The sequence below is a fragment of the Paludibacterium paludis genome (assembly GCF_018802605.1).
In the GTDB taxonomy this organism is placed as follows: domain Bacteria; phylum Pseudomonadota; class Gammaproteobacteria; order Burkholderiales; family Chromobacteriaceae; genus Paludibacterium; species Paludibacterium paludis.
In genome coordinates this window covers 819,037-846,027 of the sequence record NZ_CP069161.1, presented here as the reverse complement: position 1 = coordinate 846,027, position 26,991 = coordinate 819,037, and the positions used below count along the sequence as shown (strand labels likewise).

Below are 26,991 nucleotides of genomic sequence, written 5' to 3'. Positions count from 1 at the left end.
TCAGCCTTCGCGGTTGCGCATGAAGTCCGCGGTGTTGTAGAACGACTCCACGAGCTTGTCCTTGAGCCAGTCCTCGACAATCAGCTCGCCGACGGCCTGGCGCATGCAGCGCATCCACTGATCGCGCGCCGCGCTGTCGACCGCGAACGGCATGTGGCGCATGCGCAGCCGGGGATGACCGAACGCCTCGACGAACAGTTGCGGACCGCCCAGCCAGCCGGACAGGAACATGAACAGCTTCTGCCGGGAGCCGGACAGATCCGCCGGATGCATGTCCCGCAATGTCCTGACCTCCGGGTCGCTGTCCATGATGTCGTAAAAACGATCGGTCAACCACCGAACCACGCCTTCGCCGCCGAGCAGCTCATACGGCGTCATTTCCCTTACCGTCATTGTTTCATTCCCAGAAAATCGAAATCGATACCCGGATCGCGTCCGTCGATCAGCATGGCCAGCGCCTTGCCCGAGCCCGGCCCTTCGGTGAAGCCCAAGGTGCCATGGCCGGTATTGAGGTACAGATCGCCGTACCGGGTCGCACCGATCAGCGGCACATTGCCGGGAGTCGCCGGACGCAGACCGCTCCAGAACTCGGCGCACTCCCATTGGGCGGCATCCGGGAAGCACTGCCGCGCGCGGGTCAGCAGTGCTTGGCAACGGCGCGTGTTCAGCGTTGGCGAATATCCCGCCAGCTCCGCGGTGCCGGCAATGCGCAAGCGCTGCCCCAAGCGGGAAAACACCAGTTTGTGGGATTCGTCGGTCAGGCTGACCACCGGTGCGGAGGAACCGTCCCCGGACACGGGCACCGTCGCCGAGTAGCCTTTGGCGGGATACACCGGAAGACGCAAACCGGCGGTGGCGGCCAGTTGCGGCGAATAGCTGCCGGCCGCCAGGACATAGCGATCGGCCGTCAGGATCCGGTAGTGGCCGTCGGGTCCCGTGACGGACACACCGGTGATCCGCCCTCCTTCGGGAAGCAGGGCATTGACGCGGGTCTGAAACAGGAAGGAGACCCCCATGCGCGCCGCCGACTCGGCAAGCCCGGTGGTGAACCGGTGAACATCGCCGGATTCGTCGCCGGGACACCAGGCGCCGCCGGCCAGCGTCGGGGCAAGACAGGCGAGCGCAGGCTCGATGGCCACCATCTCCTCGCGCGAAACCAGACGGCGCTCGATACCCAGTTCGGCGAGTCTCGCGCAACGCTGCGCGCCTTCATCGAGCTCCCGTTGCGTGCTGAACAGCGTCATGATGCCGGCCTTGGCGTGATCAAAATCGAGTCCGGCATGTCCGGCTATTTCCCGGTACGCCTCCTGGCTGAACGAGCCCAACGCGACCATCTGTGCCATATTGCGCTGCCAGCGCCCCGGCAGGCACTCGCCAAGAAAACGCAGACCCCACTCCCATTGCGCGGGATCGAGCTTCAGACGGAACAGGAGCGGCGCATCGTCGCGCAGCAGCCATTTGAGGACTTTCCAGGGCGCGGAGGGATTGGCCCAGGGTTCGGACTGGCCGACCGAAATTTGCCCACCGTTCGCGAAGCTGGTTTCCCGCGCGGCTCCCGCCGCCCTGTCCACCACAACCACTTCATGCCCCTGGCGCGCCAGGAACCAGGCCGTCGAGACGCCGACGACGCCGGCGCCCAACACAAGGATTTTCATGTTTTTGGCGTATGTTCGTAGACTGTTTTGCCGCGAAGCCGGAAAGTATCGGCCGCGAAGTAAAAGTTTTCCGAATGGCCGACAAAGAGCAATCCGTCCGGTTTGAGCAAGGGCGAGAAACGCTTGAGGATCTTGTGCTGGGTTTCGCGATCGAAATAGATCATCACATTACGGCAAAAGATCGCATCGAAGGTTTTGCGGATCGGCCAGTTCGGTTCGATCAGATTGAGCCGGCTGAACGTGATCATGTTGCGCAGCAGGGCCTTGGCCTGATAATTGCCGTCGGGCAACTTGTCGAAGTATTTCACCGCATGGCCCGGAGGCAGGCGCGCGACCTTGTCGGCGCTGTAAATGCCCTTTCTTCCGGTTTCCAGCACACTGGTATCAAGATCGGTGGCAAGAATACTGATGTTCGGGCGCGACGCGCCGGGAAACGCTTCAAGGGCGGTCATCGCCAGCGAATAGGGCTCTTCGCCCGTTGAGGCCGCGGAGCACCAGATGCTGATTTCGCCCGTGCCGGTTTTCTTTTTCAGATGCTCGGCAAGGATGGGGAAGTGATGCTCTTCCCGAAAGAAAAACGTCAGATTGGTTGTCAGCGCGTTGACGAACTGTTCGAATTCGCGCTTGCCGCCGGACGACTCGAGCAAATCCACATAGGCGGAAAAGCCCGCCAGTTTCAGCTCCCGGATCCGGCGCACCAGCCGGCCATAGACCATGTCCTTTTTGGACGGATTGAGCGAGATGCCCGCTTCCTTGTAGATGATTTTGCGGACGCGTTCGAAATCGGCATCGGAAAACGTGAACTCGCGGGCGAATTCGATTTTGGGCAATTGGATAGGTGGCAGCTTGTTCATGTCGCTCACATATGATAAAGCCCGGGAATCAGGCCCGGGCTTCTATCATAGCTCGTTATCCTCAAACCGAGAACGACGATCCGCAGCCGCAGGTGGTTTGCGCGTTCGGATTACGGATCACGAACTGCGAACCGTTCAGATCCTCCTGGTAATCGATCTCGGCGCCGACCAGGTACTGGTAGCTCATCGGATCCACGAGGAAGGTGACGCCATCGCGATCGATCGGGGTATCGTCCTCATTGACGATCTCGTCGAAGGTGAATCCGTACTGGAAACCGGAGCAGCCGCCGCCGGTGACGAACACGCGCAGTTTCAGATCGGGATTGCCTTCCTCGGCGATCAGATCGCGTACCTTGGCGCAAGCGCTGTCGGTAAAATTGATCGGGCTCGGCATTTCGGTTGCGGCAGTGCTCATGGTAAACCTCACTTAATCGATTGCACCGGTTATCGGCGGTTCATCCTACTATTTTAGTCGGATATAGGGCCGTCTGACCAGTTTTCAAGCGTCACGGCTGCAACGGAACGATCCCGAGTCCGGCATCCTCGGCAAAACCGAACATCAGGTTCATGTTCTGCACCGCCTGGCCGGCCGCCCCCTTGACCAGATTGTCGATCACCGACAGCACCACCACCGTATCGCCGCCCTGCGGCCGGTGCACCGCGATCCGGCACAGGTTGCCTCCCCGCACCGAACGCGTTTCGGGGTGGCTGCCGGCCGGCAGCACATCGACAAAACGTTCGTTGGCATAGCGCGATTCGAACACGTCCTGCAGATCCACGTCGCGCACCAGACGGGCGTAGAGTGTGGCATGAATGCCGCGGATCATCGGCGTCAGATGGGGCACAAAGGTCAGTCCGACCGGCTCGCCCGCCACCCGCGAAAGCCCCTGGCGGATTTCAGGCAAGTGGCGGTGCCCGGCGACACCGTAAGCCTTGAAGGAATCGCCGGCTTCGGCCAGCAGCGACGAGACTTCGGCCTTGCGCCCCGCTCCCGACACGCCGGATTTGCAATCGGCGATCAAACTGTCCAGCGCGATCGCGTCCGACTGGATCAGGGGCAGGAATCCCAACTGCACGGCCGTCGGGTAACATCCGGGATTGGCCACCAGCCGCGCGCCGCAGATGGCCTCGCGATTGACCTCGGGAAGTCCGTAAACGGCTTCGGCGACCAACTCCGGGGAAGCATGGCGCATGCCGTACCATGCCTCCCACTCGGCCACGTTGCCGATCCGGAAATCGGCGGCCAGGTCGATCACCCGCACCCCCGCATCAAGCAACGCCCGCGCCTCGCCCATGGCAATGCCGTTGGGCGTCGCGAAGAACACCACGTCGCACTCGCCGAGCCCGGCGTCCTCCGGCGTGGAAAACACCACATCGGTGTAACCGCGCAAGCTCGGATACATGGCGTCGACGCGCATGCCCGCTTCCTTGCGCGATGTGACGGCACACACTTTCGCGTGGGGATGCAGTGCCAGAAGACGCAGCAGTTCGACGCCGGTATACCCGGTCCCACCGACAATTCCCACCTTGATCATGCCATTCACCTTTTGTAAATAAATGTCGCAATATCGACATTTTAGGCCCAAGCGGGAAAACGAGGCAAGCGATGCCAGTGTATTCGGCCAACGCACGGAAGGAAAATGCGGACAAGAAAAAAGCCACCCCAGGGGTGGCTTTTTGGCGCGGCGTTCGACAAGCGTATCAGCGCTTGGAGAACTGCTTGGCGCGGCGTGCCTTGCGCAGGCCGACTTTCTTACGTTCGACTTCGCGGGCGTCGCGGGTAACGAAGCCGGCGTTGGACAGAGCCGGTTTCAGTTCGGCGCTGAAATCGATCAGGGCGCGGGTGATGCCGTGACGGATCGCGCCGGCCTGGCCGGTTTCACCGCCGCCAACCACGTTGACCTTGATGTCGAAGGATTCGGAATGCTCGGTCAGAGCCAGCGGCTGGCGGATAACCATGCGGCCGGTCTCGCGGGCGAAGTATTCGTCAACCGGCTTGCCGTTGACGATGATTTGGCCGCTGCCCTTTTGCATGAAAACGCGTGCTACAGAGCTCTTGCGACGGCCGGTACCGTAGTAATATTTACCGTTCATCTATGTTGCCTCGAAATCAGATTTCCAGCACTTTGGGCTGTTGGGCGCTGTGCGGATGCTCCGTACCGGCATACACCTTGAGCTTCTTGATCATGGCGTAGCCCAGCGGACCCTTCGGCAGCATGCCTTTGACGGCTTTTTCCAGGACGCGGCCCGGGAACTGGTTGTGCAGTTCCGTGAAGGTGCGTTCTTTGATACCGCCGGGGTAGCCGGTGTGGCGATAGTATTTCTTGTCCAGCGCCTTGGCGCCGGTAACGCGCAGCTTGTCGGCGTTGACGACAACAATGTAGTCGCCGGTATCGACGTGCGGAGTGAACTCCGGCTTGTGCTTGCCACGCAGACGGCGCGCGACTTCAGCGGCCAGTCGACCGAGCACCATATCGGTGGCGTCGACCACGTACCACTCGCGCTTTACCTCATGCGGCTTGGCAGAAAAGGTCTTCATGGAACTCTTCCATCGTAATTCTTGAAAGTTACGGATTCTATTACAGGCCAAAAACTCTGTCAAACCATTGTGCGACAACAAAAAACCGCCGCCGCGGAGGCGCCCGGAAATCCGGCAAAAAAAAGGCGCAATCGATGCTGATTGCGCCAAGTTCCACCTTAAAGAAGGAGGATGGAGGAGACAACACCAAAACGCGCATTGACATGCAACGCCCTGATGCAATTCAGATTATCTCCACCCTATCCTTCTTTGGCAAGTTTTTTTTGTGCAGCGCAGTATAAAATCCACACCACCGCCGCACAGCCACCGTAATCACAGCTTGAGCGTGGTTTCCAGGGCGATCTGCATCATGTCGTGGAAGCTGGTCTGGCGCTCTTCGGCCGTGGTCTGCTCGCCGGTCGGGATGATGTCCGACACGGTAAGAATCCCCATGGCACGGGCGCCAAGCTCGGCGGCGGCGCCATAGATGCCGGCCAGCTCCATTTCCACGGCGAGCACCTTCATGCGCGCCATGATGTCCAGCATTTGCGGCTGGGCCGAATAGAACAGGTCCGCCGAGAACACATTGCCCACGCGGAACGCCTTGTTCAGTTCGCGCGCCGTGTCGACCGTCGCGCTGAGCACGTCATAGTCGGCGATGGCGGCCCAGTCATGGTCCATAAAACGCATGCGGTTGACCTTGCTGTCGGTCGAGGCGCCCATGGCGATGACGATGTCGCGCAATTTGAGATCGGAGGTGACCGCTCCGCACGAGCCGATGCGGATCAGCGTCTTGACACCGTATTCGCGGATCAGCTCGGTGGTGTAGATGCTGCACGATGGAATGCCCATGCCATGAGCCATGATCGATACGCGGCGCCCTTTGTAAAAGCCGGTGTAACCGAACATATTGCGCACGGAGGTCACCAGGCGCGCATCGTCCAGATAGGTGTCGGCGATCACCTGGGCACGCAGGGGGTCGCCCGGCATCAGAACGATATCGGCAAAATCTCCCGGTTGGGCGCTGATATGAGGAGTGGGCATAGTGTATTTCCTTGTTGTGTCGTATCAATCGATGAACGCGGTGCCGTAATCCATCGGAGGCAACCCCAGATGGCGCGCCACGGTCTGGCCGATATCGGCGAAGGTTTTCCGGGGACCGATGGAACCGGGTTTGACGCCGGGGCCGTAGCACAGCACGGGAATGTGTTCGCGCGTGTGATCGGAACCCGGCCAGGTCGGATCGCAGCCATGATCGGCGGAGAGGATGAGGATATCGCCCTCGCGCAACTGCGCCATGATCTCGGGCAGACGTTTGTCGAACGCCTCCAGCGCCCCCGCGTAGCCGGCGACGTCCCGGCGGTGGCCGAAACTCGAATCGAAATCGACGAAATTGGTCATCACGATGCTGCGGTCCGGCGCGCGCGCGGTTTCTTCCAGCGTGGCATCCCACAGCGCGTCAAGTCCGGTGGCCTTGACCTTGCGGGTGATCCCGACGTGGGCGTAGATATCGGCGATCTTGCCGATCGACACCACCTCGCCTCCGGCGTCGGCGAGCTTTTTCAGGACCGTATCGGCCGGCGGCTCCACCGCCAGATCCTTGCGGTTGCCGGTGCGACTGAACGCGCCGCGCCCCGCGCCCACGAACGGACGGGCGATCACGCGGCCTATGTTATAGGGCTCCAGCGCCGCCCGGGCGACACGGCATACCTCGTAAAGCCGTTCAAGGCCGAAGGTTTCCTCATGGCAGGCGATCTGGAACACCGAGTCGGCCGAGGTATAGAAAATCGGCTTGCCGCTGGCCATGTGCTCTTCGCCCAGGCGGTCGAGAATCTCGGTGCCCGAGGCATGGCAATTGCCCAGATAGCCGGGCAGCTTCGCCTCGTGAACGATGCGTTCGAGCAGTTCCGCCGGGAAGCTCGCTTCCCGGTCGGTGAAATACCCCCAGTCGAACAGCACCGGCACTCCGGCGATCTCCCAATGGCCGGAGGGTGTGTCCTTGCCGGAGGACAACTCATTGGCGTACCCCCAGGCGGCAACCGGTTCCACCCGCTCCATGCCTTCGGGGAAATACCCGCTGGACAGCTCCGTCGCGTGAGCCAGGCCAAGACGCGACAGGTTGGGCAGCGTCAGCGGCCCTTGGCGGCCGATATCGGCATCGCCTTGCGCGCAACGCATCGCGATATGGCCGAGCGTATTGCTTCCCACGTCGCCGAAGCGTTCGGCGTCATCCGCGGCGCCGATGCCGAGGGAATCGAGAATCAGGATGATGGCGCGTTTCATTGTGTGTCTCCTGCGGCCCGGGGCGCGCTCAAATCGCGTCCCGGCGGATAATGCGGTGCACCAGCGGATTGACCGTCGGCGCTTCGTCGGCCAGCGCCACCGAGGCGCGTACCCGGCGCGCGGCTTCCTGCCAGCTCTCTTCGCTGGCGGCGTGCACCATGGCCAGCGGCGTCTCCAAGGTCAGCGACTGACCCAGTTCGACAAAATGGGAGAGGCCGACACGGTAGTCGAGCGTATCGCCCGACTGGCGTCGTCCGCCGCCGAGCGCGCACACGGCCATGCCCAGACCGCGGGTGTCCATCGAGGACACGAAACCCGCCCTGTCAGCATAGACCGGGCGGATGATCGGCGCGGCCTCCAGATGACGTTCCGGCGCGTCCATGAAATCGGCCGGCCCGCCCATTTCGGCGACCATCCGCCCGAAAACCTCGGCGGCGCGGCCCGAATCGAGCGCGTGCTGCAGCTTGCCGCGCGCCTCGGCTTCATCGCGGGCCAGCGAACCGGCGATCAGCATCTCGGCGCACAGCGCCATGGTGATCTCGTGCAGGCGCGCGGCCCGGTGTTCGCCCTTGAGGTAACGCACCGCCTCGATCGTCTCGAGCGAATTGCCGGCGGTGGTGGCCAGGGGCTGGTTCATATCGGTCACCAGCGCGCTGGTGGCCACGCCCGCGCCGTTGCCCACCTCGACGATGCGCCGCGCCAGCGCGATGGATTTTTCCAGGGTGGGCATGAACGCCCCGGTGCCGGTTTTCACGTCCATCACCAGGGAGTCGAGGCCGGCGGCCAGTTTCTTGGAGAGAATGGACGCGGTGATCAGCGGAATGGACTCGACGGTGGCGGTGATATCGCGCGTCGCGTAAAAGCGCCGGTCCGCGGGCGCCAGATCGTCGGTCTGGCCGATGATCGACACACCCACTTCCTTCACCAGACGGCGAAACTCGTCGGCCGACGGGAAAGGATCGTAACCGGGGATCGCGGACAGCTTGTCGAGCGTGCCGCCGGTGTGCCCCAGGCCGCGCCCGGAGATCATCGGCACATAGCCGCCGCAGGCGGCGACCATCGGCCCGAGCATCAGCGACACCACGTCGCCGACCCCGCCGGTGGAATGCTTGTCGACCACCGGACCATCGAGCCCGAGGTCGTCCCAGCGCATGCGGCGGCCCGAGTCGCGCATCGCCAGCGTCAGCGTGACGTTCTCGTCCATGGACAGACCGTTGAAATACACCGCCATGCCGAACGCGGCGATCTGGCTCTCGGCCACGGAGCCATCCTTGATGCCCGCGACGAACGCGCGGATATCGTCATCCGACAGCGGCAGGTTGTCGCGTTTTTTGCTGATGAATTCTTGCGGCAGAAACATGCGCTGCCCTCCTTCGCGATAACAACGGGAACGGGCCGGCCTGGGTCGGCTGGCCCGTCGACAGGATTTCGGGATCAGTAGCCCGTGGCGTCGCCGCCCTTGCCATGGCCCAGAGTGGCTTCGAGATTGGCGAGCAGGCTGGACGCGCCGAAGCGGAAATGCGCCGGGGTCACCCAGGCTTCGCCCATCAGGCCATCGGCCAGCGCCAGGTATTCGGCCGCCTCTTCGGCGCTGCGCACGCCGCCCGCCGCCTTGAAGCCGCAGGTCGCGCCGGTGTCGCGGATCGCTTCGAGCATGATGCGCGCGGCTTCCAGCGTGGCGTTGACCGGCACCTTGCCGGTCGAGGTCTTGATGAAATCGGCGCCGGCGCTGATCGAGATCAGGCTGGCTTCGCGGATCAGGACGGCATCCTTCAGCTCGCCGCTTTCGATGATCACCTTGAGCGTTCGGCCCTGGCAGGCCGCCTTGCAGGCGCGCACCAGCTCTTCGCCCAGCGCGGTATTGCCCGCCATCAGCGCGCGATAGGGGAACACCACATCCACTTCGTCGGCGCCGTAGGCGATCGACGCGCGGGTTTCCGCCACGGCGATCGCGACATCTTCACCGCCGGCGGGGAAATTGGTCACCGTGGCGACCCGGACTTCGGGCGAACCTTGTTCGGTCAGGGTCTTCTTGGCAACGGGGACAAAACGCGGATACACGCACACAGCCGCCACGCGGCCTGCCGGACCCGCCGCCTTGCGGCACAACTCGGCCACCTTGACGTCGGAGTCGTCGTCGTTCAGCGTGGTCAGGTCCATCAGGGAGAGAGCGCGGCGAGCCGCCAGAATCAGATCGGACATCGTGGTTTTCTTTCAGACACTTGCGCCAAACGGCGCTTGCAAAAAGGAAATTATGAACATTATCTTCACGTGAAATCAATTGCCAGACCGCCATATTGTGGCGTTCCGGGTCACAGCCGCCGCGCTTCCTGCACGCCGGAGACTTCAAGCACGCGCGCGAGTACCCGGCTGATCTCATTGACCTGCCTCACTTCCACCGTGAAGCGCAAACGGGTGCGCAGGTCACGGCTCATGGTGTTCACGCCGATCACATTGAGCTTTTCGCGCGAGAACACATCGGAAATATCCCGGAGCATGCCCGGACGGTCCTGCGCCGTCACCTCGACGTCGATGGGAAACACGCTGTTGCGCTGGTCGCCCCAATCCGCCGCGATCAACCGTTCGGGCGCCTCCACCGACAGGCGCTTGAGCGTCAGGCAGTGGCTGCGATGGATGGAGATGCCGCGGCCACGCGTCACGAAGCCCACCACGCTGTCCGGCGGCGCGGGCTTGCAGCACTTGGCCAACACCGTCATCAGGTTGTCCACGCCCTCGATGAGAATGCCGCCCGCGTCGTGTCCGCCCTTGCTGGCCCGCACCACATCCTCGGCCGTCACCTCCCGCACCGGAGCCGGCGACAGGCTTTCCAGCGCCTGGGCGACCGAGCGCATGGTCAGCTCGCCATGGCCGAGCGCGCCGTAGACTTCGTCGAGCTTCTCGTAACCGAGTTTTTCCGTGAGCGTCGACAGATTGAGCTTGTGATGCGGATGGCGGGCCAATTCGCGTTCGAACAGTTGCCGCCCGGTTTCCCTCACCACATCGGCGTTTTGCATGCGGATATACTGACGGATCTTCGAGATCGCGCGGTGACTCTTCACCCAGCCTTCATGCAGCCAGTTGACGCTCGGGCCGCCTTCCTTGGCGGCGAGGATTTCCACGCGCTGGCCGTTCTCGAGCGGTGTCGACAGCGGCACGATCTGCCCCTCGACCTTGGCGCCGCGGCAACGGTGGCCAAGATCCGAATGCAGGGCGTAGGCGAAGTCGATCGGGGTCGCGCCCTGCGGCAACGACAGTACCCGCCCGGCCGGCGTCAGCACGTAAATGGTGTCGGTGAACAGCTCGGTCTTGAAGGCTTCGGCCAGGCCGCTCCTGTCCGACATCTCCTCGCGCCAGTCGAGCAGTTGGCGCAGCCAGGCGATTTTTTCCTCGTACCGGGCGTCGCCCTTGCCGCCTTCCTTGTAGCGCCAGTGCGCCGCGACGCCGAACTCGGCGTGTTCGTGCATTTCGAAGGTGCGGATCTGCACTTCGATGCCACGGTCGTCCGGACCGATGACCGCGGTGTGCAGGCTGCGGTAATCGTTGGCCTTCGGATGGGAGATATAGTCGTCGAATTCACCGGGAATCGGCTGCCACATGCTGTGGATCAGTCCGAGCACCGTGTAGCAGTCCTGCATGCGTTCGACCAGCACGCGCACCGCGCGGATATCGTACAGTTCGGCGAAATCGAGGTTCTTTTTGCGCATCTTGCGCCAGATGCTGTAGATGTGCTTCGGCCGCCCCGCCACCTCGCCCTTGATGCCGGCATCGGCCAACGCCTTGCGCAAGTCGACGAGCACCCGCTCGATGTAATCGATCCGCTCCAGCCGGCGCTCATCGAGCAGCTTGGCGATTTTCTTGTAATCCTCGGGCTCCATGTGGCGGAACCCCAGATCCTCCAGCTCCCACTTGATCTGCCAGACGCCAAGGCGGTTGGCCAGCGGCGCGAACACGTCCATGGTCTCCTGGGCGATCTGCCGGCGCACCGGCTCCGGACACTCGGGCAGATAGTGCATGGTCTGCGTGCGCCAGGCGAGCTTGATCAGCACCACCCGGATGTCCTCGACCATCGCCAGCAGCATCTTGCGCATGGTTTCGGCCTGGCGCGCCCGCTCTTCGGGTGTATCCAGGCGATCGATGCGCGCCACTTCGGTCAGGCGGCGCACTCGATTGACGCCGTCGACCAGCATGACCACTGTCTTGTTGAAGTTCGCGGCCAGCCATTCCTGCCAGTCGTCCCGGAAGTCCGGCACTCGGAACAATAAGGTCGCCACGATCGCGTCGGTCAGCAGGTTCAGATCCGCGACGATGGCCGCCGCCGAAACGGCATGACTGAACAGGTCCTCGCCGGTGACCGGCACCGTTTTGTCGCGGTACATCTCGCTCGCGGCGTCGAAAGCGCGGATCAGCAGCTCGCTTTCCCGGTCGGGCAGCGAGGCGGCAAGGTGCTCGAGCCAACGACGCGTATCGGCGGCGTCGGCAAGCGTATCGGCAACGGTTCGGACAACGGATACCATAGGTCAGTCAAGCGTTCTGTCTGGATTGGTCAGCTTCAGCAACAGCCGCCGCACCGGCGCTGGCACTCCGGCTTCGGCGGCGCCATCGAGGGGCAACCATACATCGCCCGGCTCGGAGGCTCCGGCATCACAGCGCGTCATCACCACGGGCAAGGGGGTGATGATCAGCTTGTAATGCGAAAACACATGCTCGAATTCCGCCCACGCAGGCAGGACATCGCCCTCTCCGTGCGCGTCGAGCCAGGCTTCGGCCTCGCCGCTGGCGGCGAACTCCGGCAGGGACAGCAGACCGCCCCAGATGCCGGACGGCGGACGGCGGCACAACCGCACCTTGCCGTCGTGCACGGCCATCATCATCACCGTGTGGCGCGTCGGATTGGTTTTTTTTCGGGCGGGATGTCGGCAACTCGCCAACCCGCCCCTCGCGCGCCGCCACGCACCGGTCGACCATCGGGCAGACGGTACAGGCGGCGCGGGCGCCGCGCGTGCACACCGTGGCCCCCAGGTCCATCAAGCCCTGAGTGTAGGCGGCGATATCGGATTCGGGCAACAGACTCAAAGCAAGTTCCCACAAACGGTTTTCCACACGCTTCTCACCGGGAAAACCCGCTATGCCGTAAACCCGCGTCAGCACCCGTTTGACATTACCGTCGAGAATGGCCTCGCGCCGCCCGAAGGCGAACGCGGCGATGGCCGCGGCGGTCGAGCGACCGACTCCGGGCAGACGCTCGATCTGTTCACGCTCGCCGGGAAACTCGCCGCCGAACTCCTCCATGATCATCACCGCCGCCTTGTGCAGGTTGCGTGCCCGGGTGTAGTAGCCCAGTCCGCTCCAGGACTCCAGCACGTCGTCCAGCGGCGCGGCGGCCAGGCTTGCGACGGTCGGGAAACGAGCAAGAAAACGCGCGTAATAACCGAGCACGGTGGCCACCTGAGTCTGCTGCAGCATGATTTCGGACAGCCAGACACGGTAGGGATCGTCGACCTGCCATGGCAGGCCGTGACGGCCGTGAACCTTCTGCCAGGCGATCAGCCTCTCGGCAAAGGAATGCTCCACAAGTTGGTCCTGCCAGAATGCAATCGAACAGAAGATAGTACCCGAAAGGGGTGGAGTTGACCAAGAAACCCGCTCAAAAATCCGCTAAAATGGCGCATTGTTCTCAAAGGATTCACCATGGCCACATTCCGCGCCCGCCAACGCGCCAGCCAGCGCCGCGATGTCAACCAGCCGCGCCGCCAGTTCGGTCCGGAACGCGATGACAGCGCCGACGAACGCGCCGGCCCAGCGGCTCCCGCTTCGCCTCGCGGCGCCCAGGATCCGCGCGCCCCCGCGCCCAAAGCGTCGGACAAGCCGCTCGCCCGGCAAACGGGACCGCGGAACACGCCACCCGCCGGAAAAGATCGCTCCCCGGCCGACACGCCGGCCGCAAAAGGCGGACCGATGAAAGCGCCGTTCATCTCCCGCCGCGAGGACGATCGCCGCGACGACCGCGCCGCGCCGCATCCGGGCGCGCACGGCAAGCGACAACCCTCGCGCGACAGAACCGACAAACCGTTCGGCCAAAAACGCGACGCCGCCCCGTCCGGCAATGCCGGCGCGACCAAAACGCCGTTCATCACCCGCCGCAACGATGACAATCGCGACAGCCGCGGCAGCCGGTCCGGACCGCCGCGGGACGACAGCGCGCCAAGGCGCGGCAAGCGCGCCGCCATCTCCCTGAGCTATTTCGCTCCCTGCCCGCGCGGCCTCGAAACCGTGCTGGCTGACGAATTGCGGGCGCTGGGCGCCGAGGGGATCGAGCCCGCCGACGGCGGGGTCGCCTTTAGCGGCGACCGTGCCCTGATGATGCGCGCCAACCTGTGGTGCCGCAGCGCAAGCCGCATTCTTGTGAAACTGGCGAGCGGCCCCTATCAGAGCGAACGCGCCGTCAACGCCCTGGCCATGCAGGTCGACTGGCCGGCGTGGTTTTCCGTTGAACGCACCATCAAGGTCAAGACCGACGCCGCCGGCGCCCGGATCAAGAGCCTCGATTACGTCTCCCTGACCGTCAAGGACGCCATCTGCGACCGCTTCCGTCAGGCGATGCTGGGCCGGCCGAGCGTGGACACGCGCACGCCGGACATGCGCGTACAGGTGTTCCTCACGCGCGATACCGCCTCGATCTATCTGGACACCAGCGGCGAGGCGCTGTTCAAGCGCGGCTGGCGCGACGAGACCGGCGACGCTCCCCTCCGGGAAAACCTCGCCGCCGGCATCCTGCGGCTGGCGGGCTACGACGGCAGCCAGCCGCTGCTCGACCCGATGTGCGGCAGCGGCACCTTCCTCGTCGAAGCCGCCGATATCGCGCTCAACCGCGCCCCCGGTCGCCAGCGCCGTTTCGCCTTCGAAAAATTCCAGGACTTCGACGATGCCGCCTGGCAGGCGATCCGCGACGACGCCGCCCGCTCGGCCAAGTCGATCGCGCCGTTGAACATCCACGGCAGCGACAACAGCCCGGCCATGATCGCGATCGCCACGCGCACGCTCGAACGCGCCGGGCTCGCCGATGCCGTGTCGCTGCGCTGCGCGGACCTGTTCGACGTGACGCCTCCCGCGCCGGAAGGACTGCTGGTCACCAACCCGCCCTATGGCGTGCGGCTTGACGAGCAGGAAACGCTCGCCGCCCTCTATCCGAAACTCGGGGACTGGCTCAAACGCAACTTCGCGGGCTGGACCGCCCACGTGTTCACCGGCGACCTGCGGCTGGCCAAACTGATCCGCCTGACCACGAAGCGGCGTGTGCCGCTGTTCAACGGTTCGCTCGACTGCCGGCTGTTCGAGATTCCGGTGACCGCCGGCAGCGCCCGCAAAGAGTCCAGGGACTGAACGGCATCGCCACTGGCGGAACCGGCCAGCCCACCGGACGGTTCCGCTGATTTCCCCCGTATTGTCAGGTTCCCGCCATGCAAACCTCGTTTCTGTCCGCCACCGTCCTGCTGGTCCTGATCACCGACCCGCTGGGCAACATTCCGCTGTTCATTTCCGCCCTGAAGCAGGTCAAGCCCGAGCGGCGCCGCAAAGTGGTCTACCGCGAATGCCTGATCGCCTTCACCGTGCTCTTGACCTTCATGTTTTTCGGAAGGGAGTTTCTCGACCTGATGCACCTGACGGACGAATCGATGCGCATCGCGGGCGGGGTGATCCTGTTTCTCATCGCCCTGAAAATGATTTTTCCATCGGGCGCCGGGCATGCCGAAAAACTGCAGGGAGAACCGTTCATCGTGCCGATCGCGATTCCCCTGATCGCCGGCCCTTCGGCCATGGCCACCGTGCTCCTGCTCGCCACCCGCGAGCCTGGCCGCATGCCCGAGTGGATCGGCGCGTTGAGCCTGTGCATGCTGATCACGACGCTCGTCTTCCTGTTTTCCGTGAAATTGCAGAAATGGCTGGGAGAGCAGGCGATCACGGCCCTGGAACGGTTGATGGGGCTCGTCCTGACCGCCATCTCGATCGAAATGCTGCTGGGCGGCATCACCTCCTACATCCGCAATATTCACTGAGGCATCCCGGCGCATGCCCGCCGTCACGCGGCCAGGCATGACGCCCGCTGCCACCTCTTTCTGATCAAATACATATTCATATGTATTGAAACTTTTAAAACCATTGTGGCTGCGTCTACACTGACAAGGATTTCAAACACTTGTGCGAGGCCACCATGGAAAAATGCAGTCCCACTGTCACGGATCCGCGTTCCATGCTTCCCATCTGGTATGCCTGGCTCGATCCGTTCATGCTCGGTCCCATCATCCAGAAGGCCGGCCTCGCCTGGGGACAGCACCCTGGCGAACTGGTCGCCGTCTGGCACAACTGGAGCCAGGATGTCTGGCGCTGGCAAGGTGCGGCGTGGCAGGGCTGGATCACGCCAAAAAGCGAGGACCCGTTCCCGGCCAAGGAAGACGATCAGCGCTTTACCCAGGCGATCTGGCAAGAGAGTCCATTCTGGGATTCGATCAAGGAATGGTATCTGTTCAACACCCGCTGGCTGCAGGACACGCTATACATCACACCGGATCTTGACGATCGAGAGCGCAATCTTGCCGCGTTCTGGCTGCGGCAGTGGCTCAACGCCATCGCGCCCACCAATTTTCTCCCGCTCAATCCGGTCGCCCAGCACAGGGCGCTGGAAACTCGCGGCGAAAGCCTGCTGGCCGGCGCACGCAATTTTCTCAGGGACGTCGCCGAAGGATCGATCGCCATGACGGACCGCGATGCCTTCCAGGTCGGCAAGAATCTCGCCACCACCCCCGGCTCGGTGGTGTACCGCGGCAAGCTCTTGGAAGTCATTCATTATCAGGCCGAAAGCGACAAGGTTCATGCCGTGCCGATGGTGATCGTCTCCCCATGGATCAACAAATACTATGTTCTCGATCTTGACGACAAAAAGAGCCTGATCCGGTTTCTGGTCAAGCAGGGTTTCTCGGTGTTCGTCACCAGTTGGAAAAACCCCGGCCCCGAGGACAGCGAACTCGCGTTCGACGATTATGTCACCGAGGGTATTGACCGCATCGCCGAGGTGGCGCGGGAAATCTCGGGCAACGCCACCGTGCATGTCACAGGCTACTGCATCGGCGGCACGCTGACCTCCCTGTGGCTGGCCTGGCTCGCCCGCCGAAAGGAGGCGGACAAGGTCGCTTCCGCCACGCTGCTGACCACGCTCACCGACTTCGAGCGCCCCGGCGACATCGAAGTGTTCATCGACGAGGACGGGCTGGCGTTCATCGACCGCAAGATGGCGCAGCAAGGCTTCCTTGACGGCAAGGACATGGCGGCGAGCTTCCGCATGCTGCGCTCGAACAGCCTGATCTGGAATTATTGGGTCGGCAACTATCTGATGGGGGAAACCCCCAAGGCCTTCGACATCCTGTACTGGAACATGGACACCACACGGATGCCGCGCAAGATGCACAGCTTCTACCTGCGCGAGTTCTATCAGCACAACAAGCTCAAGGACCCTGACGCGCTGACCATCGCCGGCCAGAAAATCGACCTTGGCCGGATCACGACGCCCCTCTTCATGGTGTCGACCGAAGAAGATCACATCGCGCCCTGGAAGCAAACCTGGAAGCTGATTCCCCGCGTGGCGTCCGAACTGACCTTCACCCTGTCCAGCAGCGGGCACATTCTCGGCATCGTCAACCCACCCTCGCCGACATCCCGGCGCCAGTACTGGCAGGGGCGGCCCGGCCGCACGGAAAACCCTGAGGAGTGGTTCGCCGAGCAGGCATGCCAGCCGGGCTCCTGGTGGCCGTCCTGGGTGGAATGGCTCGCGCCGCGCAGCGGCGGGATGGTCGACTTCAAAATGTCCAGCCGCAAACACCCGAGGCTGTGCGATGCGCCGGGCACCTACGTGCTGGAATAAACGCCTCTCGCCACCCGCCTGCATCCCGCCGCTATCCGGCGGGATTTTTTATGCTTGTTAATTTTTCATTGCAATAGCTATCCAAAATGGATTGCTGGATATTGGATACTTTGGGAAAATGCTCTAATCAGGCCAATGGCATCAAGACCAAAAACCTGTCCGTTCGTTATGAGTGACACGCAGTCACGGCGCCGCCCGGCGCCTATCAGGAGAAATCATGCAAGACAATCACGACGCCCTTCACCGCGGTCTGGAAGAGCGCCACATCAATCTGATGGCGCTTGGCGCGGCCATCGGCGTGGGTCTGTTCCTCGGTTCGGCCAGCGCCATCAAAATGGCGGGCCCCGCCATCATGCTGTCGTACGCCATCGGCGGTTTCGCCATCTTTCTGATCATGCGGGCCCTGGGAGAAATGGCGATCCACGATCCGGTCGCCGGTTCCTTCAGCCGTTACGCCCAGAACTACCTTGGCCCTCTCGCGGGCTATCTGACCGGCTGGAATTACTGGTTCCTGTGGCTGGTCACCTGCATGGCGGAAATCACCGCCGTGGGCATCTACATGGGGGTCTGGTTCCCCGATGTGCCGCACTGGATATGGGCGCTCTCCGCGCTCATCATCATGGGCGGCATCAACTTCATCGCGGTCAAGGCCTACGGTGAATTCGAATTCTGGTTCGCCCTGATCAAGATCGTCACCATCGTGCTGATGATCGTGGCCAGTTGCGGGATGATTTTCTTCGGGCTTGGCAACGGCGGCATCGCCACCGGCATCTCCAATCTGTGGACCCATGGCGGTTTCATGCCTCATGGCTGGACCGGTGTGCTGATGTCCATGCAGATGGTCATGTTCGCCTATCTGGGCGTGGAGATGATCGGTCTGACGGCCGGCGAAGCGAAGAACCCCAAGAAGTCCCTGGCGCGTGCCATCGACTCGGTGTTCTGGCGCATTCTGATCTTCTATGTCGGCGCCCTGTTCGTCGTCATGGCGATCTATCCCTGGGACCAGATCGGCACCACCGGCAGCCCGTTCGTGATGACGTTCGAGCGCATGGGCATCCCCGCCGCGGCCGGCATCATCAACTTCGTGGTGCTGACCGCCGCGCTGTCCTCCTGCAACAGCGGGATTTTCAGTACCGCGCGCATGTTGTACAACCTCGCCCAGCAAAAGCAGGCCTTGCCGATCTTCGGCCATGTCGGCAAAAACGGCGTGCCCAACGCCGCCGTGCTGCTCTCGGCTTGCGTGCTGCTCGTCGGCGTGCTGCTCAACTACCTCGCGCCCAAGGAAGTGTTCACCTGGCTGACCGCCATTTCGACCTTTGGCGCGATCTGGACCTGGGGCATCATCCTGTTGTCCCAGCTGAAATTCCGCAAGACGCTGAAGCCGGAACAGCTGGCCTCGCTAACCTACCGCATGCCGCTGTTCCCCTACGGCTCCTACATCGCGCTGGGTTTTCTCGCGCTGGTCATCGGCCTGATGGCCTACTTCCCGGACACCCGCATCGCATTGATGGTGGGCCCGGGCTGGCTGGTTTTCCTGGTGATCGTGTACTACCTGATGGGCTTCAACAAGCAACAGGGCGAACGCGCGGGCAAGCCGGTCACCCAGTCCTGACGCTATCTCGATAGCGATACCGCAAAACCGGGGTCCGCCCCGGTTTTTCGCATCCACAGACGGGACGGCGGTAGTACAATCGAATCTCCCCACCCGCGGAGATGTCCGTGTCCCCGTCATCCCGGCTCGAATTCGGCTCGCCAGCCTACCGCCGCACCGCGCTGGCCATGTTCTTCGGCGGTTTCGCCACCTTCGCCATGCTTTACGGCCCCCAGCCGCTGATGCCCATGCTCTCCCGCGTATTCGGCCTGTCCGCCGCGGCCGCCAGCACTGTCCTGTCCGGCGCCACCGGCAGCATGGCCTTGATGCTGCTCCCCGCGAGCCTGCTCGCGGACCGGATCGGACGCAAACCGGTGATGAACACGGCCCTGTTCCTGTCGGCCGGCCTGACGTTGCTGGCCGCGCTGGCGCCGGGGTTCGCCGCGCTGGTCGCCGTGCGCGTGCTGTTCGGCATCGTGCTCTCCGGCATTCCCGCGGTCGGCATGGCCTACCTGAGCGAGGAGGTCGCGCCCGGCGCACTGGGCAAGGCCATGGGACTGTACATCGCGGGCAATGCCCTGGGCGGCATGTCGGGACGGTTCCTCGGGGCACTGGCGGCCGATGCGCTGGGCTGGCGCGCGGCCATGCTGCTTCTCGGTCTTGTGGGGCTCGCCGCCGCCTTCACCTTCTGGAAAAGCCTTCCGCCCTCACGCCACTTCCAGCCGGCGCGCGCCGACTGGCGCGCCATCGGCCGGGCCGCCGGGCGGCATTTTTCTGACGCGGGGCTGCCGTTCCTGTTCGCCTGCGCGTTCCTGCTGATGGGCGCTTTCGTCAGCCTCTACAACTATCTGGGCTACCGGCTGGAGAGCGCGCCGTTCTCCCTGCGCCCCGGACTGGTCGGCCTGATGTTCAGCCTCTACCTTCTTGGCATGTTCTCGTCGGCCTGGGCGGGAGGACTGTCGGATCGTTTCGGACGCCGCAATGTCCTGTGGCTGATGATCGTGCTGATGGGCTCGGGACTCGCGCTCACCCTGGCCGACACGCTGTGGCTGATCGCGCCGGGGGTCGGCCTCTTCACCTTCGGTTTCTTCGCGGCGCATTCGGTGGCGAGCAGCTGGGTCGGCCTGCGCGCGCGCGATGCGCGCGCCCTCGCCTCGGCCTGGTATCTGGCCGCCTACTACCTGGGCTCGAGCCTGGTCGGCTCGGTCTCCGGCTTCGCCTGGGGACATGGCGCCTGGCCCGGCGTGGCGCTCCTGCTCGCCGGGCTGCTCGCCGTCTGTCTCGCCATTTCGCTAAAACTGCGGGGACTGCCCCCGCTGTCTCAGCCTTCCGGATAAAAACGCGCCGACAGGTCGAGCGCGGGATAATGGCAATCCGGCGCGGCGATCCGGTCCTGCGCGCGGATCAGTTCCAGTTCCCGGCTATCGCACAGGTGAGTCTGGTGCAGCACCCGGTCCACCGCGGACAAAGTGTGTTCGAACGCCGCGCGCAGCGTCATGCCGCCGAGCAAGGAGGCAAGAAACACACCCGATGTCAGGTCGCCGACACCGGCCGGCTGAGACGGGAAAGGATACAGCGGCCGGCTTCCGAGCCAGACTTCGTCGTGGCTGACCGCCAGCATGTCGAAGCGGTCGGCGGGCTTGTCGATGAGCGCCAGGTGCTTGACCAGGATGATGCCCGGACCGCGCGCGAGCAAAGCCCGGCACGCGGCCACGGCCTCGTCGAGGGTCGAAACCGTGCTGCCGGTCAGCATCTCGAGCTCGAAATGATTGGGCGTCATCACGTCGGCCACGCCGGGCATGTGCGCCACCATCCGGTCGCGGATGCCCGGTTTCACGAAGCACCCCTTGCCGGGATGCCCCATCACCGGATCGCACAGATACACGGCGCGGGGATTGGCCTCTTTCACCCGGCGCACCACCGCCAGCACCTCGTCGGCCTGCTCGGGCTCGCCAAGATAGCCCGACAGGATGGCATCGCAACGGGCCAGTTGCCCGCGCCGCTCGAGTCCGTCGACCAGCGAGCCGATCATGCGGCCGGGCAGCGCATCCCCCTCCCAGTCGCCGTACTGGGTGTGATTGGAAAACTGCACCGTATGCACGGGCCAGACGTTCATGCCCATGCGTTGCATGGGGAACACCGCCGCACTATTGCCGACATGGCCGTACACGACATGGGACTGAATACTGAGAATGGTTTTCATGGTGGGTTCCAGAATTGACCCAAGCGTCCGGCACGAAAAATTTACGCATCGTCTATCACGCTGTGGGCATAACGTATACCGTATTTTCTCATTTTGTACTGAAGCGTGGTGCGCGGCATGTGGCACAGCCGCGCCGCCTCGCTCAGGCACTCGGTCTGACGCAGCACCGCCATCAACAGCGCTTTTTCATAGGCGTCGACCTGTTCCTCGATCGATCTGCCCGGCATCGGCACCGGCAGGTGGGTCGTCAGGGGCGCGGCCGGAGCCCGGCGCGGCTCGTTCTGCCAAACGTCCTCGTCCCCCGCGTCATCGAGCAAAATGAAATCGAGTTCGTCGCCGGTCTCGCACAGAATCAGGCTGCGCAGGATGGCGTTGTCGAGCATGCGCACATTGCCCGGCCACGGATAACGCCGCAACCGTTCCAGCACCGCGTCGCTGATCGACGTGATGGACAGGCCGTGCCGCGCGCAATGCCTTGCCAGGAAATGCCGCGCCAGCAAAACCACATCCTCGCCCCGCTCGCGCAGCGGCGGCAATTTCAGATAGCCGACATTCAAGCGGTACAAGAGATCGCGGCGCACCCGGTGATTGCGCATCATCGAGGGCAGGGACTCGTTGCTCGCGGCGATGAAACGCGCATCGTGACGTTCCTCGCGGCTCGAACCGACCCGGGTGAACGTATCCTCCTGCAACACGCGCAGCAGTTTGCCCTGCACCGAGAGCGGCATGGAGTTGATTTCATCGAGGAACAAGGTGCCATGGCGCGCCTCTTCGAGCAGGCCGCGGCGATCCTCCGCGCCGGTGAACGCGCCCCGCACCGTGCCGAACAGGGTGCTCTCCAACAGGTTTTCCGGAATGGCCGCACAGTTGACGGCGACGAACGGCGCATCGGCGCGGGAGCTGTGGCGATGAATCAGACGGGCGAACAACTCCTTGCCCGTTCCCGTCTCCCCGTAGATCAGCACCGGCACGCTGGTTTGCGCGAGGCGCCGCGCCTGTTCGATCAGGCTCAGCATCCCGGGGTCGTCGGTCACGATCCGGACATCCGCTTTGCCTCGGCCCTGCAATTGACCCTGAAGATCCATCAAGGTGTCGTTCATCTGATGGATCAGGGACAGATTGCGCCCCATCTCGATCACGCCGATGATCCGCCCGTCGCGCGAGGTGAGCGGCAACGTGGTATGCACATAGTGCACCTTCTTGCCCGCCGCGTTGACATACACCTGATAGTTGCTCCGGTACTCCTTGCCGGTATACAGCGACTGCAGCATGGTGCTGTCGGCCGCGGTCATCTCGGGGTACACCGACAGGACATGCTGCCCCAGCGCCTCCTCGCAGGTGTAGCCGTCGATCACCGCGCTCTCTTCGTTGTAATAGACATAGCGCCCATGGACATCGATCACCGCCACGGGGGTGCGAACCGCATCGAAAAACCCCGCGAACATCGCCAGCGCGTCCCGCAGTTCCGGATCCATCGCGTCTCCCTTTCTGTTTCCGCCCGCTTTCTCCTTCCTGCGACCCTACTCCAGCCGGAACGACGAGGTTTGGACCGGGATCAACCCGCCGCCGGCCTTCCGTCAGTCCGCCGGAAAACCGGCGGCCCGGCCAGAAACCGGCGCGGATCCAGCCCGAGACAAAAACACCAAGACATTGAAATTACATGGTTTTTTATTTTTCACACCGCTGGCATGGCTTTTGCGAAAGAACAGACATCAACCTTAACCGGCTTCGCACAGGAGATCAGCCATGACCGACCCCATCCTCAGCAATTACAACGCCATCCGCCGTGCCACCCTGGAGCATGACCGCCGCTTCACCCTCAGGGACGGCCACCTGCTCTTCGAAGGAGTCGACCTGCACCGCCTGGCCAAGCAGTACGGCACGCCTTTTTATGTGTTCTCCGAGGCGGAAATCCGCCGCAACATCGATGAAATCCGCACCGCCTTCGCCCGCCATCCGGCCACCAAAGTGTTCTACGCCTCCAAGTCCTGCTCGGTGATGGGAGTGCTCGAGGCGGTCAAGAATGCGGGCATCTGCGCCGAAGCGAACTCGCGCTATGAAGTGCGCAAATGCCTGGAAATCGGCTTTACCGGTGACCAGATCGTGTTCAACGGTGTGGTGAAAAAGCCCGAAGACCTGGAATTCGCCATCGCCAACGAACTCTATCTGATCAATGTCGACAGCCTGTACGAGCTCGACCTGATCGACAGCATCTCCCGCCGGCTGCAAAAAACCGCCAATGTCTGCGTGCGTGTCGAGCCGAACGTGCCTTCCGCCACTCACGCCCAACTGGTGACCGCCTACCACGCCAAATCCGGTCTCGACCTCGAGCAGGCCGAAGAGACCTGCCGGCGCATCCTCGCCATGCCGTATGTCCGGCTGCGCGGTCTGCACATGCACGTCGGCGACCAGGTTCCCGAGGCGGAACCGTTCGCCAAGGCGACCCGCGTGCTGGTCGACGAATCGCGCCGGCTGGAGGAAACGCTGGGCATCCGCTTCGATTTGATCAACGTCGGCGGCGGCATCCCGACCCCCTACAAGTACGATGAACAGAACGGCGATCCGCTCAAGGACAATATGTACGCGGGCATCACCGCGCGCGACTTCGCCGACGCCGTGATCGATGAGGTGCACAAGTGGCGCACCGACATCGAGATCTGCATCGAGCCGGGCCGCAAGGTGACCGGCAGCGCCGCGGTTCTGCTCACCGAACTGTCGTGCCAGAAACAGAAAACCAACTACGACCCCGACGGCAATGTCCAGTGCCACGTCGACTGGAAATTCGTCGATGCCGGCTACAGCATCCTGTCCGACAGTCAGCATTTCGACTGGTTCTTCTACGTGTACAACGCAAGCCGCGTCGGCGAAGCCCACGATCACTACATCAAGCTGGCCGGCCCGTTGTGCGACGGCGGCGACTACTTCCACATGGGCATCAAGGACGAGTATTTCGCCCTGCCGGCGTCCAGCGCCGTCGGTGACATCGTGGTGTTCCTGGATGCGGGCGCCTACACCATCGAGAGCCAGACCGTCTACAACAACCGTCCCCGCACCGCCGTGGTGCTGATCGACCGGGAAGGGCGCGACCGCCTGATCCGGCGTGAGGACACCTACGAGGACATGGTCGGTTACGACCTGTATTGATCCCGGGAAACGGCCGGCTCAGAGCCGGCCTTTCGGCTCCGGGCACGGTGAATCCGGCCCGGTCACTCTCTGAGGGGAACAGTTATGTCTGACACAAAGAACACATTAGGCATATACGACATCGTTTTCATGAACGTTATTGCCATTCTCAGCCTGCGGCAGATACCCAATGTCGCGCCCTACGGCGCATCCGCGTTCCTGCTGTGGCTGCTCGCCGCCTCGTGCCTTTTCTTGCCGCTCGCGATGGTGTGCGGCGAGCTGTCCACCGGCTGGCCCAAGGACGGCGGGATTTTCATCTGGGTCAAGGAAGCCTTCGGCAAGCGCGTCGGGTGGATCGTGGTGGTCTGCTTCCTTTGCTCGTGTGTGCTGTTTTTTCCACTGATGCTGCAGTTCGCCTTTTCGGCCCTGGGTTATGTGCTCGGAGACGGGCTGGCCGGCAACAAGGCGTTCATCGGCATCGGCTCGACGATCCTGTTCTGGATCCTGACCTGGATGAACATCCGGGGTATCCAGTGGACCAAGGCGATCAACAGCGTCAGCGCGTGGTTCGGCGTGTTCATTCCGTCCGCGATCCTGATCCTGCTCGCCATCGTCTGGCTGATGACCGGCCGCCCGATGGCCACGGATTACCATGCCGCCGCCAACTGGATTCCCGATCTTAGCCGCTGGGACTCCATCGTCTTCCTGTCGAGCATGATGTTCGCGTTCGCCGGCCTGGAAGTCGCACCGATGATCGCCGGCCGCACCCGCAACCCGCAACGGGACTTCCCGCGTGCCATGCTGATTTCGGCCATCGTCATCGTCGGCATCTACATGGTGGGCACCTGGGCGCTCAATACCCTGTACCCGGCCAAGGACGTCAATATCGTCACGGGCATCATGCAAGCGGTCAAGGCCGCCTCCATCGAGCTTGGCATGCCCTGGCTGCTCGCGGTGATGGGCCTGTGCATGGCCATCGGCGCGATCGGACAGGTCAACTCCTGGCTCGTGGGCCCGATCTACATGCTCCAGGAAGCGTCCCGCGAGGACAATCTGCTCGGCGAACGGGTATCGAGCCTGCACCCGGTCTACCAGACACCAGCCTTCGCGCTGATCGTCCAGGCCGTGCTGGTCACGGTGTTCTGCTTCTCGACCTTTGTCTCGCCCAGCGTCGAAGCCGCCTACTGGACACTGACCGCGCTGACCACGCTGTGCTACTTCGTCCCCTATCTGGTGATGTTCCTGGCCTTCTTCCAGTTGCGCCGCGCTCAGCCCGATGTGACCCGCAGTTTCCGCATTCCCGGCCGGGTCCTGCCCGTCGTGCTTCCCGCGCTGGGCTTCCTGTCGGTGGCCTTCGCCGTCGTGCTGGTGCTGATTCCGCCGGCCGGCATGGACATGGGCGGGGGCGGTTATCTCGCCTACGGCGGCAAGCTGGTGCTCGGCATCCTGGCGGCCATCGGTCTTGCCGAATGGATCTATCACCGGGCAAGGCGCCGCCACAGCGAAGCGGCGAACGGACAGACATCGGCCTGAGCGCCCCATGAAAAAGTTGTCTAGGAGAACATCATGTACAAACCTCAACTGTTCATCGATATCGGCCGGCTGCGCGCCAACGCCGCCACGGAAAAGGCCCTACTGGCCAAGTCCGGCGTAGAAGTGATGGGCGTCAACAAAGTGTTCGACGGTTGCGTCGACACCGCGCGGGCGCTCTTCGAGGGCGGGATCGATGTCATCGCCGAATCGCGGGTCTATAACCTCGCCAAACTGGGTGACATCGGCTGCAAGACCTGCCTGCTGCGCAGCCCCTGCCTCTCGGAAATCGCCGAGGTGATCCGCTACGCCGACATCAGTCTCAATTCGGAACCCCGGATCGTTCGCGCCCTGTCCGCCGAAGCGGTACGCCAAGGTGTCATCCACGAAGTGCTGGTGATGGTCGATATGGGCGACTTGCGTGAGGGGATCTGGTTCGAGCGCGAGAACGAGATCGTCGAACTGGTGCGCCTGGTCCGGTCGCTGCCGGGTCTCGCGCTCTACGGCATGGGCACCAATTTCAACTGCTACGGCACGGTGATGCCGACCGTGAAAAACGGTACGGATTTCACCGCACTGGTGCGTCGCGTCGAACAGGCGCTGGACATCCGCGTGCCGCGCCTGTCGGCCGGCAACTGCACAAGCTACCACCTGATCGACAAGGGATTATGGCCCGAAGGGCTGAATCATTTGCGCATCGGCGGCCTGCACCAGTTCGGCATCGAGTATGTGGACATGAAATACCTGGATGCCTTCCATCACTCGAAAAAGCCCGTGGGACGCGCCTGCTCGGATCTCTATGTTCTGTCAGCCGAGATCATCGAAACCAATGCCAAGCCCACCGTGCCGGTCGGCGAACTGGGCGTCGACGCCTTCTTGCAGACCAAGACCTTCGAGGATCACGGCACACGGCGCCGGGCGCTGCTGGCATTCGGCCGCCAGGATGTGCCCAGCGAGTGCTGCACGCCGGTCGACGATCGCATCACGGTACTCGGTCAGACCAGTGATCACACGCTGGTGGACATCGAGGACTGCCCGGATCCGCTGCATGTCGGCGACCGCGTGGCCTTCGAGCTGGACTACACCGCGCTCTTGATGGCCTGCCAGAGCCCGGGAGTCGAAAAGGTTTTCCTGGACAGGTAAGCCCATGCCCCCCCTTCCCCCCGGACCCGCCCTCCTCCGCCCTCGCGCGACCGCGAGCGGGTCCCTCATCCTTACGGATGCCAGCCACACCTTTTCTCCAGGCGCTTCTGCCGGCCATGGCTCTTCGGGCCATGGCTTTTTTACCGCGGCCACCTCCCCGCCTGGTCGACAACGGGAA

General features: G+C 63.2%; 23 protein-coding genes and 1 pseudogene. 8 read left to right on the top strand and 16 right to left on the bottom strand.

Features of this window, described 5'->3' with window-relative positions; translation table 11 throughout:
• From JNO50_RS03750 to mutY, 14 genes and pseudogenes are all read right to left on the bottom strand, one after another.
• Positions 1-393: a group II truncated hemoglobin gene (locus tag JNO50_RS03750; RefSeq protein ID WP_189536205.1), complete on the bottom strand. Its 393-nt coding sequence runs from the start codon at positions 391-393 to the stop codon at positions 1-3.
• On the bottom strand, positions 390-1,655 hold the full coding sequence (locus tag JNO50_RS03745) for a D-amino acid dehydrogenase (RefSeq protein ID WP_189536207.1): 1,266 nt from the start codon (positions 1,653-1,655) through the stop codon (positions 390-392). Before JNO50_RS03745 ends, JNO50_RS03750 begins: the two co-directional genes overlap by 4 nt.
• Positions 1,652-2,509, bottom strand: coding sequence for a CheR family methyltransferase (locus tag JNO50_RS03740; RefSeq protein ID WP_189536209.1), 858 nt, complete (start codon positions 2,507-2,509; stop codon positions 1,652-1,654). The genes JNO50_RS03745 and JNO50_RS03740 overlap by 4 nt, the downstream gene beginning before the upstream one ends.
• Before the next feature lie 61 nt (positions 2,510-2,570).
• Positions 2,571-2,903, bottom strand: a complete 333-nt coding sequence (gene erpA / locus JNO50_RS03735; RefSeq protein WP_215796557.1) for an iron-sulfur cluster insertion protein ErpA — start codon at positions 2,901-2,903, stop codon at positions 2,571-2,573.
• 112 nt (positions 2,904-3,015) lie between these two features.
• Entirely contained in the window at positions 3,016-4,053 is a 1,038-nt protein-coding gene (gene argC / locus JNO50_RS03730) for an N-acetyl-gamma-glutamyl-phosphate reductase (RefSeq protein ID WP_215796482.1), read from the bottom strand.
• Between the two features lie 157 nt (positions 4,054-4,210).
• On the bottom strand, positions 4,211-4,603 hold the full coding sequence (rpsI, locus tag JNO50_RS03725) for a 30S ribosomal protein S9 (RefSeq protein WP_189536215.1): 393 nt from the start codon (positions 4,601-4,603) through the stop codon (positions 4,211-4,213).
• A 16-nt stretch (positions 4,604-4,619) separates the two neighbouring features.
• On the bottom strand, positions 4,620-5,048 hold the full coding sequence (gene rplM, locus JNO50_RS03720; RefSeq protein ID WP_189536217.1) for a 50S ribosomal protein L13: 429 nt from the start codon (positions 5,046-5,048) through the stop codon (positions 4,620-4,622).
• A gap of 312 nt (positions 5,049-5,360) precedes the next feature.
• A complete protein-coding gene (gene deoD / locus JNO50_RS03715) occupies positions 5,361-6,071 on the bottom strand; it encodes a purine-nucleoside phosphorylase (protein ID WP_189536219.1) in 711 nt (236 codons plus the stop codon).
• A 24-nt stretch (positions 6,072-6,095) separates the two neighbouring features.
• Positions 6,096-7,310 carry a phosphopentomutase gene (locus tag JNO50_RS03710; protein ID WP_189536221.1) on the bottom strand — a complete coding sequence of 405 codons (1,215 nt, stop codon included), beginning with the start codon at positions 7,308-7,310 and terminating at the stop codon, positions 6,096-6,098.
• Between the two features lie 28 nt (positions 7,311-7,338).
• Positions 7,339-8,670 (bottom strand): thymidine phosphorylase, encoded by a 1,332-nt coding sequence (gene deoA / locus JNO50_RS03705; RefSeq protein WP_189536223.1) that lies wholly within the window; start codon positions 8,668-8,670, stop codon positions 7,339-7,341.
• 74 nt (positions 8,671-8,744) lie between these two features.
• Positions 8,745-9,512: a deoxyribose-phosphate aldolase gene (deoC, locus tag JNO50_RS03700; RefSeq protein WP_189536225.1), complete on the bottom strand. Its 768-nt coding sequence runs from the start codon at positions 9,510-9,512 to the stop codon at positions 8,745-8,747.
• 110 nt (positions 9,513-9,622) lie between these two features.
• Positions 9,623-11,824: a RelA/SpoT family protein gene (locus JNO50_RS03695; protein WP_189536227.1), complete on the bottom strand. Its 2,202-nt coding sequence runs from the start codon at positions 11,822-11,824 to the stop codon at positions 9,623-9,625.
• Between the two features lie 3 nt (positions 11,825-11,827).
• Complete coding sequence (locus JNO50_RS19180) at positions 11,828-12,175, bottom strand: NUDIX domain-containing protein (RefSeq protein WP_342357282.1); 348 nt, start codon at positions 12,173-12,175, stop codon at positions 11,828-11,830.
• 82 nt (positions 12,176-12,257) lie between these two features.
• Positions 12,258-12,881: pseudogene (gene mutY / locus JNO50_RS19175) on the bottom strand (A/G-specific adenine glycosylase); the annotation flags it as partial.
• Between the two features lie 117 nt (positions 12,882-12,998).
• Here mutY and JNO50_RS03685 point away from each other — a divergent pair.
• The 5 genes from JNO50_RS03685 to JNO50_RS03665 all read left to right on the top strand — a co-directional run bounded on the left by JNO50_RS03685 (position 12,999) and on the right by JNO50_RS03665 (position 20,151).
• Positions 12,999-14,690 carry a THUMP domain-containing class I SAM-dependent RNA methyltransferase gene (locus JNO50_RS03685; protein ID WP_189536231.1) on the top strand — a complete coding sequence of 564 codons (1,692 nt, stop codon included), beginning with the start codon at positions 12,999-13,001 and terminating at the stop codon, positions 14,688-14,690.
• Between the two features lie 77 nt (positions 14,691-14,767).
• Positions 14,768-15,364 carry a MarC family protein gene (locus JNO50_RS03680; RefSeq protein WP_189536233.1) on the top strand — a complete coding sequence of 199 codons (597 nt, stop codon included), beginning with the start codon at positions 14,768-14,770 and terminating at the stop codon, positions 15,362-15,364.
• 194 nt (positions 15,365-15,558) lie between these two features.
• Positions 15,559-17,223: a PHA/PHB synthase family protein gene (locus tag JNO50_RS03675; RefSeq protein WP_189536235.1), complete on the top strand. Its 1,665-nt coding sequence runs from the start codon at positions 15,559-15,561 to the stop codon at positions 17,221-17,223.
• A gap of 217 nt (positions 17,224-17,440) precedes the next feature.
• Complete coding sequence (locus JNO50_RS03670) at positions 17,441-18,835, top strand: amino acid permease (RefSeq protein WP_189536237.1); 1,395 nt, start codon at positions 17,441-17,443, stop codon at positions 18,833-18,835.
• Between the two features lie 101 nt (positions 18,836-18,936).
• Positions 18,937-20,151 carry an MFS transporter gene (locus JNO50_RS03665; protein WP_189536239.1) on the top strand — a complete coding sequence of 405 codons (1,215 nt, stop codon included), beginning with the start codon at positions 18,937-18,939 and terminating at the stop codon, positions 20,149-20,151.
• On the opposite strand, the gene pdxY is transcribed toward JNO50_RS03665, so the two are convergent.
• Both pdxY and JNO50_RS03655 read right to left on the bottom strand, forming a co-directional pair.
• Entirely contained in the window at positions 20,136-21,017 is an 882-nt protein-coding gene (pdxY, locus tag JNO50_RS03660) for a pyridoxal kinase PdxY (RefSeq protein ID WP_189536241.1), read from the bottom strand. The genes JNO50_RS03665 and pdxY overlap by 16 nt on opposite strands.
• A 41-nt stretch (positions 21,018-21,058) precedes the next feature.
• Positions 21,059-22,492 carry a sigma-54 interaction domain-containing protein gene (locus tag JNO50_RS03655; RefSeq protein ID WP_189536243.1) on the bottom strand — a complete coding sequence of 478 codons (1,434 nt, stop codon included), beginning with the start codon at positions 22,490-22,492 and terminating at the stop codon, positions 21,059-21,061.
• A gap of 271 nt (positions 22,493-22,763) precedes the next feature.
• Here JNO50_RS03655 and dokD point away from each other — a divergent pair, with 271 nt between their 5' ends.
• From dokD to JNO50_RS03640, 3 genes are all read left to right on the top strand, one after another.
• On the top strand, positions 22,764-24,161 hold the full coding sequence (gene dokD, locus JNO50_RS03650; RefSeq protein WP_189536244.1) for an ornithine/lysine decarboxylase DokD: 1,398 nt from the start codon (positions 22,764-22,766) through the stop codon (positions 24,159-24,161).
• A gap of 129 nt (positions 24,162-24,290) precedes the next feature.
• Complete coding sequence (locus tag JNO50_RS03645) at positions 24,291-25,673, top strand: APC family permease (RefSeq protein ID WP_215796480.1); 1,383 nt, start codon at positions 24,291-24,293, stop codon at positions 25,671-25,673.
• Positions 25,674-25,706: 33 nt separating this feature from the next.
• Positions 25,707-26,813: an alanine/ornithine racemase family PLP-dependent enzyme gene (locus JNO50_RS03640; RefSeq protein ID WP_189536249.1), complete on the top strand. Its 1,107-nt coding sequence runs from the start codon at positions 25,707-25,709 to the stop codon at positions 26,811-26,813.
• Positions 26,814-26,991 lie beyond the last annotated feature (178 nt).

Bases quoted from the DNA above. Each gene is read 5' to 3' on its own strand.
- rplM (WP_189536217.1), bottom strand. From the start codon at position 5,048: ATGAAGACCTTTTCTGCCAAGCCGCATGAGGTAAAGCGCGAGTGGTAC.
- JNO50_RS03665 (WP_189536239.1), top strand. From the start codon at position 18,937: ATGTCCGTGTCCCCGTCATCCCGGCTCGAATTCGGCTCGCCAGCCTAC.
- JNO50_RS03640 (WP_189536249.1), top strand. From the start codon at position 25,707: ATGTACAAACCTCAACTGTTCATCGATATCGGCCGGCTGCGCGCCAAC.
- JNO50_RS03645 (WP_215796480.1), top strand. From the start codon at position 24,291: ATGAACGTTATTGCCATTCTCAGCCTGCGGCAGATACCCAATGTCGCG.
- erpA (WP_215796557.1), bottom strand. From the start codon at position 2,903: ATGCCGAGCCCGATCAATTTTACCGACAGCGCTTGCGCCAAGGTACGC.
- deoC (WP_189536225.1), bottom strand. From the start codon at position 9,512: ATGTCCGATCTGATTCTGGCGGCTCGCCGCGCTCTCTCCCTGATGGAC.
- JNO50_RS03655 (WP_189536243.1), bottom strand. From the start codon at position 22,492: ATGGATCCGGAACTGCGGGACGCGCTGGCGATGTTCGCGGGGTTTTTC.
- rpsI (WP_189536215.1), bottom strand. From the start codon at position 4,603: ATGAACGGTAAATATTACTACGGTACCGGCCGTCGCAAGAGCTCTGTA.
- JNO50_RS03670 (WP_189536237.1), top strand. From the start codon at position 17,441: ATGCAAGACAATCACGACGCCCTTCACCGCGGTCTGGAAGAGCGCCAC.
- JNO50_RS03675 (WP_189536235.1), top strand. From the start codon at position 15,559: ATGCTTCCCATCTGGTATGCCTGGCTCGATCCGTTCATGCTCGGTCCC.
- deoA (WP_189536223.1), bottom strand. From the start codon at position 8,670: ATGTTTCTGCCGCAAGAATTCATCAGCAAAAAACGCGACAACCTGCCG.
- JNO50_RS03685 (WP_189536231.1), top strand. From the start codon at position 12,999: ATGGCCACATTCCGCGCCCGCCAACGCGCCAGCCAGCGCCGCGATGTC.
- JNO50_RS03740 (WP_189536209.1), bottom strand. From the start codon at position 2,509: ATGAACAAGCTGCCACCTATCCAATTGCCCAAAATCGAATTCGCCCGC.
- pdxY (WP_189536241.1), bottom strand. From the start codon at position 21,017: ATGAAAACCATTCTCAGTATTCAGTCCCATGTCGTGTACGGCCATGTC.
- JNO50_RS03750 (WP_189536205.1), bottom strand. From the start codon at position 393: ATGACGGTAAGGGAAATGACGCCGTATGAGCTGCTCGGCGGCGAAGGC.
- JNO50_RS19180 (WP_342357282.1), bottom strand. From the start codon at position 12,175: ATGGCCGTGCACGACGGCAAGGTGCGGTTGTGCCGCCGTCCGCCGTCC.
- dokD (WP_189536244.1), top strand. From the start codon at position 22,764: ATGACCGACCCCATCCTCAGCAATTACAACGCCATCCGCCGTGCCACC.
- JNO50_RS03680 (WP_189536233.1), top strand. From the start codon at position 14,768: ATGCAAACCTCGTTTCTGTCCGCCACCGTCCTGCTGGTCCTGATCACC.
- deoD (WP_189536219.1), bottom strand. From the start codon at position 6,071: ATGCCCACTCCTCATATCAGCGCCCAACCGGGAGATTTTGCCGATATC.
- JNO50_RS03745 (WP_189536207.1), bottom strand. From the start codon at position 1,655: ATGAAAATCCTTGTGTTGGGCGCCGGCGTCGTCGGCGTCTCGACGGCC.
- JNO50_RS03695 (WP_189536227.1), bottom strand. From the start codon at position 11,824: ATGGTATCCGTTGTCCGAACCGTTGCCGATACGCTTGCCGACGCCGCC.
- JNO50_RS03710 (WP_189536221.1), bottom strand. From the start codon at position 7,310: ATGAAACGCGCCATCATCCTGATTCTCGATTCCCTCGGCATCGGCGCC.